General features: G+C 70.7%; 7 protein-coding genes. 2 read left to right on the top strand and 5 right to left on the bottom strand.

Going from position 1 to position 7,092, the window contains the following annotated elements; all coding sequences use genetic code 11:
• The coding region (locus DVH02_RS37060; RefSeq protein ID WP_325051423.1) for a hypothetical protein at positions 1–430 on the bottom strand (430 nt) is incomplete at its 3' end.
• A gap of 317 nt (positions 431–747) precedes the next feature.
• On the opposite strand from DVH02_RS37060, the gene DVH02_RS33965 reads away from it, so the two are divergent.
• A complete protein-coding gene (locus DVH02_RS33965; RefSeq protein ID WP_233518631.1) occupies positions 748–1,821 on the top strand; it encodes a chitinase in 1,074 nt (357 codons plus the stop codon).
• Positions 1,822–1,862: 41 nt separating this feature from the next.
• Here the strand turns inward: DVH02_RS33965 and DVH02_RS33960 are convergent, their stop codons facing one another.
• From DVH02_RS33960 to DVH02_RS33950, 3 genes are all read right to left on the bottom strand, one after another.
• Positions 1,863–2,282: an imidazolonepropionase-like domain-containing protein gene (locus DVH02_RS33960; protein ID WP_114627673.1), complete on the bottom strand. Its 420-nt coding sequence runs from the start codon at positions 2,280–2,282 to the stop codon at positions 1,863–1,865.
• 15 nt (positions 2,283–2,297) lie between these two features.
• On the bottom strand, positions 2,298–3,512 hold the full coding sequence (gene mqnC / locus DVH02_RS33955) for a cyclic dehypoxanthinyl futalosine synthase (protein ID WP_114627672.1): 1,215 nt from the start codon (positions 3,510–3,512) through the stop codon (positions 2,298–2,300).
• A gap of 227 nt (positions 3,513–3,739) precedes the next feature.
• Positions 3,740–4,552, bottom strand: a complete 813-nt coding sequence (locus DVH02_RS33950) for a menaquinone biosynthetic enzyme MqnA/MqnD family protein (RefSeq protein WP_114627674.1) — start codon at positions 4,550–4,552, stop codon at positions 3,740–3,742.
• A gap of 524 nt (positions 4,553–5,076) precedes the next feature.
• Here DVH02_RS33950 and DVH02_RS33940 point away from each other — a divergent pair.
• Positions 5,077–5,280, top strand: coding sequence for a cold-shock protein (locus DVH02_RS33940; RefSeq protein ID WP_017948713.1), 204 nt, complete (start codon positions 5,077–5,079; stop codon positions 5,278–5,280).
• Between the two features lie 101 nt (positions 5,281–5,381).
• Here the strand turns inward: DVH02_RS33940 and DVH02_RS33935 are convergent, their stop codons facing one another.
• Complete coding sequence (locus DVH02_RS33935; RefSeq protein ID WP_114627670.1) at positions 5,382–6,758, bottom strand: dicarboxylate/amino acid:cation symporter; 1,377 nt, start codon at positions 6,756–6,758, stop codon at positions 5,382–5,384.
• Positions 6,759–7,092 lie beyond the last annotated feature (334 nt).

Genomic DNA, 7,092 nt, shown 5'->3' with positions numbered 1-7,092 from the left:
GGTACGACCTTGGGGGCCACGCATGAGGCACGCACGACGCACCTTCCGGCGGATCGCGCGACTCGCGGCCGTCGGCGGGCTGATCTGCGGCGGCCTGATGGTCTCGAACGCCGTCGCGGGCGAGGCCGAAGGACGGCGGCGCGGACGGCGGCGCCTCGCCCGCGCCCGGCGGCGGGCCCTCCCCCGGCGGTACGTTCCCACCGCCGCCCTCGGCCGCGGCAGGTCCACCGCCGAACGGCGAGATCTCCGACGGCGTCAGCGAGATGCCGCCCATGAAGGCCAGCCCGAGCACGGCCACGTATCCGACGCAGACGACCCCGAACAGGATCCCCGCACGGCGCAGCAGCCGGGACCGGCGCCCGGAGGCGTCGACGAATACGGGGCCTTCCTGGGGGCCGGAGCCACGCTTGCGGCGTCGGCCGTGTGCCACGGGTCGTTTCTCGAAAGCGGAGTCGGAATGCATGCGAGCACGTTGGCGGGCACCGATGTGTGAAAGCTGTGTATTCAGCGGCGCATTGCTGTGAAAGAACGCGCTGCCTGTCAGCGCGCTGAGAGACGAGAGGCCGCCGGATTCCCTCTCCGTACCCCGTTCGCCAGCTAACCAGCGTTTCATGAGAGGAAGTTGAAGAATCCGCGCGACGCGTTCAAGGCCAACTGTGCGATGCGTCACCCCATTCGGCCGTACATTCAGCCGTGAGAAGCTCGCCGCTCTCCCTCACTTCCCTCACGAGAGCGGGTGCGTTCGGCATGCGGATTTCCCCGGAACGGATTTCCAAGGAACGAAGTTTCCCGAAACCGGAAAGGGGCGCCCGGCGGCTGGTCCGGCTGACCTGGCCGGCCCTGCTCACGGTGGTCTGCGCGGCCTGTTCGACGGGCACCGCCGCCGACACCGGCCAGGACGCGGCGCCGCGCGCCGCGCCCTCCCGGTCGACCGGCGGGGCCGCCACCACGGCCTTCGCGCCCTACGTCAGCGCCACCACGGCCGCCCCGACCGACTCGGCCGGCGCACCGAGCACGTACAACCTGGCGTTCGTCGTCGCGGCGGACGCGGACAGCTGCACCCCGACCTGGGGCGGTACGGCGGCGTACGACAGCGCGGCCGTGAAGTCCCGTACGGCGGCGCTCGCCGCGTCCGGCGCCGATCTGCGGGTCTCCTTCGGCGGCGCGGCGGGCACCGAACTCGCCCTCGCCTGCGGCAGCGCCGACAAGCTGGCGGCGGCGTACGCGAAGGCGCTCGACGCGGTCGGCGCGACCAAGGCGGACTTCGACATCGAGGGCGGCGCGCTCACCGACACCGCGTCCGTGGCCCTGCGCGACAAGGCGCTCGCCACGCTCCAGCGGAGCCGCGACCTGGACATCACCTACACCCTGCCGGTGATGCCGGACGGCCTGGAGAAGACCGCGACGGCGATCCTCTCCGACGCCGCCGAGCAGGGCGTGGAACTGTCGGCCGTCAACATCATGGCGATGAACTACAGCACCTCGGACGACGGGGACATGGGCGACTACGCGCGGCAGGCGGCGCGCGCCGCCCACGACCAGATCTCCGGCATCCTCGGCCTGCCGTCGGCCCAGGCGTGGAAGTCGCTCCACATCACCGCGATGATCGGCGTCAACGACGTGGCCGCGGAGACGTTCACCCTCGCGGACGCCGCCGAACTGCGCCGTTTCGCCCGGCGCGAGGGCGTGGGCGCGCTCTCGATGTGGGCGGCCTTCCGCGACCGGCCGTGCGCGGCCGGGGCGTCGACGGCCAAGGCGTCCGACACCTGTAGCGGCGTCGAGCAGAAGGCGGGGGCCTTCGCGAAGGCGCTGGCGGGCTGAGCGCGCGGCCACGGAGTCCGGCGAGGTCCGAACGAGAGGCCCTACGCCCTGCGGTGCACCAGCCGACCCGCGCACACCGTCGCGACGCACCGGCCGTCCGCGTCGAACACGGCCAGGTCCGCGCGGTGTCCCACCGTCAGCTCAGGACGGCGGACGGCGGGCAGCACCAGGACGCCCACCCGGGAGGCCGCCTCCCGGACGCCCGGCTCCGCCGCGTGCCGCTCCAGCACCGCCACCGCGCCCCGCTTCAGCACGGCGTGCACCCGCTCGCGCGGGCTGGGCGCGTCGGGCAGCGGCCCCTCGTGGACCAGCGCGGGCCCCAGAGTGCCGCGCCAGGTCCGCACCCGCGCGCCGGGGAACCGCTCGCGCAGCTCCTCGTACGTGCCGACGGCGCCGATCCGGTCACCGGCCACGACCACGGCGTGGCCGCCGGGCCCCTCGGCGGCGTGCAGGGTCTCCAACGCGGACGCTCCGGCTCAGTTGGTGGAGATGAGCTTCAGCTCGGGGTGCGCCGTACCGCCCTCGATCGCGGTCGACGAGATGTGCGAGGCGACGCGCTCGTCGACCGGGTCGTGGGCCGGGTCGTCGTGCACGACGAGGTGCTCGTACGTGGTGGCGCGCTGCGCCGGGACGCGGCCCGCCTTGCGGATCAGGTCGATGATCTCCAGCCGGTTGGAGCGGTGCTTGGCACCCGCCGACGAGACGACGTTCTCCTCCAGCATGATCGAGCCGAGGTCGTCCGCGCCGTAGTGCAGCGACAGCTGGCCGACCTCCTTGCCGGTGGTCAGCCAGGAGCCCTGGATGTGCGCGACGTTGTCGAGGAAGAGACGCGCGATCGAGATCATCCGCAGGTACTCGAAGAGGGTGGCCTGCGTCTGCCCCTTCAGCTTGTTGTTCTCGGGCTGGTAGGTGTACGGGATGAACGCGCGGAAGCCGCCCGTCCGGTCCTGTACGTCGCGGATCATCCGCAGGTGCTCGATGCGCTCCGCGTTGGTCTCGCCGGTGCCCATGAGCATCGTGGAGGTCGACTCGACGCCCAGGCCGTGCGCGGTCTCCATGATCTCCAGCCAGCGCTCGCCCGACTCCTTGAGCGGCGCGATCGCCGTGCGCGGTCGCGCGGGCAGCAGCTCGGCGCCCGCCCCGGCGAAGGAGTCGAGACCCGCGGCGTGGATGCGCTCGATGGCCTCCTCGACCGACACCTCGGAGATCCGGGCCATGTGCTCGACCTCGGAGGCGCCCAGCGAGTGGATGACCAGCTGCGGGAAGTCCTTCTTGATCGCGGCGAAGTGCTTCTCGTAGTACTCGACGCCGTAGTCGGGGTGGTGGCCGCCCTGGAACATGATCTGTGTCCCGCCCAGCTCGACGGTCTCCGCGCAGCGGCGCAGGATGTCGTCGAGGTCGCGGCTCCAGCCCTTGCCGGTGTCCTTGGGCGCGGCGTAGAAGGCGCAGAACTTGCACGCCGTCACACAGACGTTGGTGTAGTTGATGTTGCGCTCGATGATGTACGTCGCGATGTGCTCGGTCCCCGCGTACCGCCGCCTGCGCACCGCGTCGGCGGCGGCGCCCAGCGCGTGCAGGGGTGCGGAGCGGTACAGGTGGAGCGCTTCCTCGGCGGTGATACGGCCGCCGTCGGCGGCGCGGTCGAGGACGCCAGTGACGTGTTCGGACGTGAGGTCGGCCTTCTCGGTCACTGGGGTGGGTCCTTCCCGAGGTGGTGCGGTACGAGGGGGTGGAGCGCGGGCGGTGACGACCGATCCAGCCTACGCCAGGGCATTCGTCCGCCCGGTGCGCGGGCTTGACGGCCCGGCGGAGCGGCCCGGCGGAGCGGCCCGGTGGAACGGACCGGCGGAGCGGACCTGCTGAACGGACCGGCGGGGCGGCCGGTGGCGGCCGTCGGTGCCACCACCGCGCCGACGGCTCAGCGCCCCAGCAGCTCCACCCGTACATCCGCCGGGAACCCCGTCGTGGGACCGACCCGGCGCGCGAACTCCCGGACGCCCGCGAGCTGGTCCGGGCCGAAGCGGAAGTCGAGCGTCGTGAAGTAGCGCTCCAGCAGCTCCGCGTCGAACGCCTCCCAGCGCGCCGCCTGCTTGGCGACCTGGGCGACCTCCGCCAGGGAGAGGTCCCGGGAGGCGAGGAACGCCTCATGGGCCTTGCGCACATGCCACGGCTCGCGCGCCAGATAGTCCTTGCGCGCCGCCCAGACCGCGAAGACGAACGGCAGCCCCGTCCAGTCCTTCCACATCTGCCCCAGGTCATGGACCTGCAGACCGAGCCGGGGCGCGTCGTGCAGCGAGGCGCGCAGCGCCGCGTCACCGATCAGGACCCCGGCCTCGGCCTCCTGCATCATCAGCCCGAGGTCGGGCGGGCACGTGTAGTAGTCGGGCCGCACCCCGTACTTCTCGCCGAGCAGCAGCTGCGCCAGCCGGACCGACGTACGGGAGGTGGAGCCGAGCGCCACCCGGGCGCCGTCGAGCTGCTCCAGCGGCACCTGCGAGACGATCACGCAGGACATGACCGGTCCGTCGCAGCCGACCGCGAGATCGGGGAAGGCGACGAGATCGTCGGCGTTGCGGAGGAATTCGACGAGGGTGACGGGGGCGATATCCAGCTCGCCCCTGACCAGCTGTTCGCTGAGCTTCTCCGGCGTGTCCTTTGTCAGCTCCAGGTCGAGCAGGAATCCGGTCCTGGCGAGCCCCCAATAGAGGGGCAGACAGTTCAGGAACTGGATATGGCCGACGCGAGGGCGGGTACGGCCCGGGGCGCGACGGGCGTCGGATCCGGAGCCAGGACCGGCCCCGGGGCCGGGGGGCGCCGCCGCCCGCGCCGTGTCTGTCGTGTCCGCCGTACCTGCCGCTGTGTTTTCCTCGGAACTGTCCACATCGTGAGGCTAGACGAGTGGGTCCGAAGCGGCGTCGTCCGCCCCGGGCAGAGGGAACTTCGGGCTCACCCGTCCGGACCCGTGTGCCGCGCCGGGGGGCGGATCAGGGGCGCGCGCCGGACCTCGGGGAGGGCTGCGGGGAGGGCTGCGAGGCGGCCGATTCGTCAGCACAGAAGGCCCTGTACAAACGTCCGGGTGAAGTGATCTTTCCCTCTACCGCTGCCCACACACTGCGTGCTACGCTCGCCGCAAGTTGCAGTTTGGTTTCCCTTGCAGTACAGAGCCTGCGGAGCATGTGACCCGCAGGCTTTTGTAGTTTTCAGACTTCTTTGCAGGTTCTGGAGCAGGGCAACCCTTTGGCCCAAGGAGGGCTTATGGCTACCGGAACCGTCAAGTGGTTCAACGCTGAAAAGGGCTTCGGCTTCATCGCCCAGGACGGCGGCGGCCCGGATGTCTTCGTCCACTACTCCGCGATCAACGCGACCGGCTTTCGCTCCCTCGAGGAGAACCAGGTCGTGAACTTCGACGTCACTCAGGGTCCGAAGGGCCCGCAGGCGGAGAACGTCACCCCGGCCTAGGGCATTGGCCGGGTCGGCGATCGCGCACGACTTACGCAGTAACCAAGGAGCCCTGCTTTCCCCCACTCGGGTGGGGAAAAGCAGGGCTCCTGCCTTTACGGTCAGACGGCGACCGGCACCTTCGTCCCGCGGGCGGCCTCGGCGCCGTCGGACTCGTCCACCGGCGTGGCCGAGGCGGATCCGTACGCGTCGTGGTCGAGGATCTTCTCGCGCGCCGCGACGACGACCGGGACCAGCGCCTGGCCCGCCACGTTGGTGGCCGTGCGCATCATGTCCAGGATCGGGTCGATGGCCATCAGCAGCCCGACACCCTCCAGCGGGAGGCCGAGCGTCGAGAGGGTCAGCGTGAGCATGACCGTCGCGCCGGTGAGGCCGGCGGTGGCCGCCGAGCCGACCACCGAGACGAAGGCGATCAGCAGATAGTCCTGGATGCCCAGCTGGACGTCGAAGATCTGCGCGATGAAGATCGCGGCGAGGGCCGGGTAGATCGCCGCGCAGCCGTCCATCTTGGTCGTCGCGCCGAACGGCACGGCGAAGGACGCGTACTCCTTCGGGACGCCGAGGCGCTCGGTGACCTTCTGGGTGACGGGCATGGTCCCGACCGAGGAGCGCGAGACGAAGGCGAGCTGGATGGCGGGCCAGGCGCCCCGGTAGAACGGGAGCGGGTTGACCTTGGCGACCGTGGCGAGCAGCAGCGGGTACACACCGAAGAGGACCAGCGCGCAGCCGATGTAGACGTCGGCGGTGAAGGTCGCGTACTTGCCGATGAGGTCCCAGCCGTAGTCGGCGATGGCGAAGCCGATCAGGCCGATGGTGCCGATCGGGGCGAGCCTGATGACCCACCACAGGGCCTTCTGGAGGAGTTCGAGCACGGCCTCGCTGAGGGTCAGGACCGGCTGGGCCCTGTCGCCGAGCTTCAGGGCGGCGATCCCCGCGACGGCGGCCAGGAAGACGATCTGGAGCACCTTCAGCTCGGTGAAGGGCGTGATGACGTCCGTCGGGACGATGCCGGTCAGGAAGTCGATCCAGGAGCCGGAGCCCTCGGGCGCCTTGCCGTCCTTGGGGGTGAGGCCGGTGCCCGCACCGGGGTTGGTGATCAGGCCGATCGCCAGGCCGATGACGACCGCGATCAATGAGGTGATCATGAACCAGAGCAGGGTGCGGGAGGCGAGCCTCGCCGCGTTGTCGACCTTGCGCAGGTTGGTGATCGACACCAGGATCGCGAAGAAGACGAGCGGGGCGACGGCCAGCTTCAGCAGCTGGACGAAGATGCTGCCGGTCTTGTCCAGCGTCGTGTAGAGCCAGCCGATGTCCTGGCTGCGGGCGAGCCAGCCGAGCAGGACACCGAGGACCAGACCGGCGACGATCTGTGCCCAGAACGGGACGCCGGGCAGTCGCGGCCCCCGGGGACGGGGAGCTTCGGACGGTTCATCGGCGGGGGTCGGTGACGGGGACGTGGGCGCGGGAGTCGCGGACACGGACACACTCCAGACGTGACGTATCAGGGCATACGGAAACGGGGCAGGGGTGCGGCGCGCGCCTCCGAGAGGGCGCCGCTGAACAGTGCCGGGTCAGACCGAGCGGCAACAGACCGCGGACATACAGCGGCAGAGATCGACATGCAGGCGCGCCACGAGCGGGGAGCCCATGTCGTGGCGGGAGCGCACTGCTGTCTTCATGTCGAACACGTTAACACTTGAACTTTGAGAAGCTCAAAGCTTGCCTTTGAGGTAGGCCCGGAGCGGGAGCCCGCGAGCGGGAGCCCGTGCCGTCGGGCGGGATCCCGTAACGCACGGCACCCCGGCACCGGAG

Origin of the sequence: Streptomyces corynorhini, assembly GCF_003346515.1 — a bacterium.
GTDB classification, from domain to species: Bacteria; Actinomycetota; Actinomycetes; order Streptomycetales; family Streptomycetaceae; genus Streptomyces; species Streptomyces corynorhini.
The sequence above is the reverse complement of the archived record's forward strand: the minus strand, read 5'-3'. Positions and strand labels throughout refer to the sequence as shown.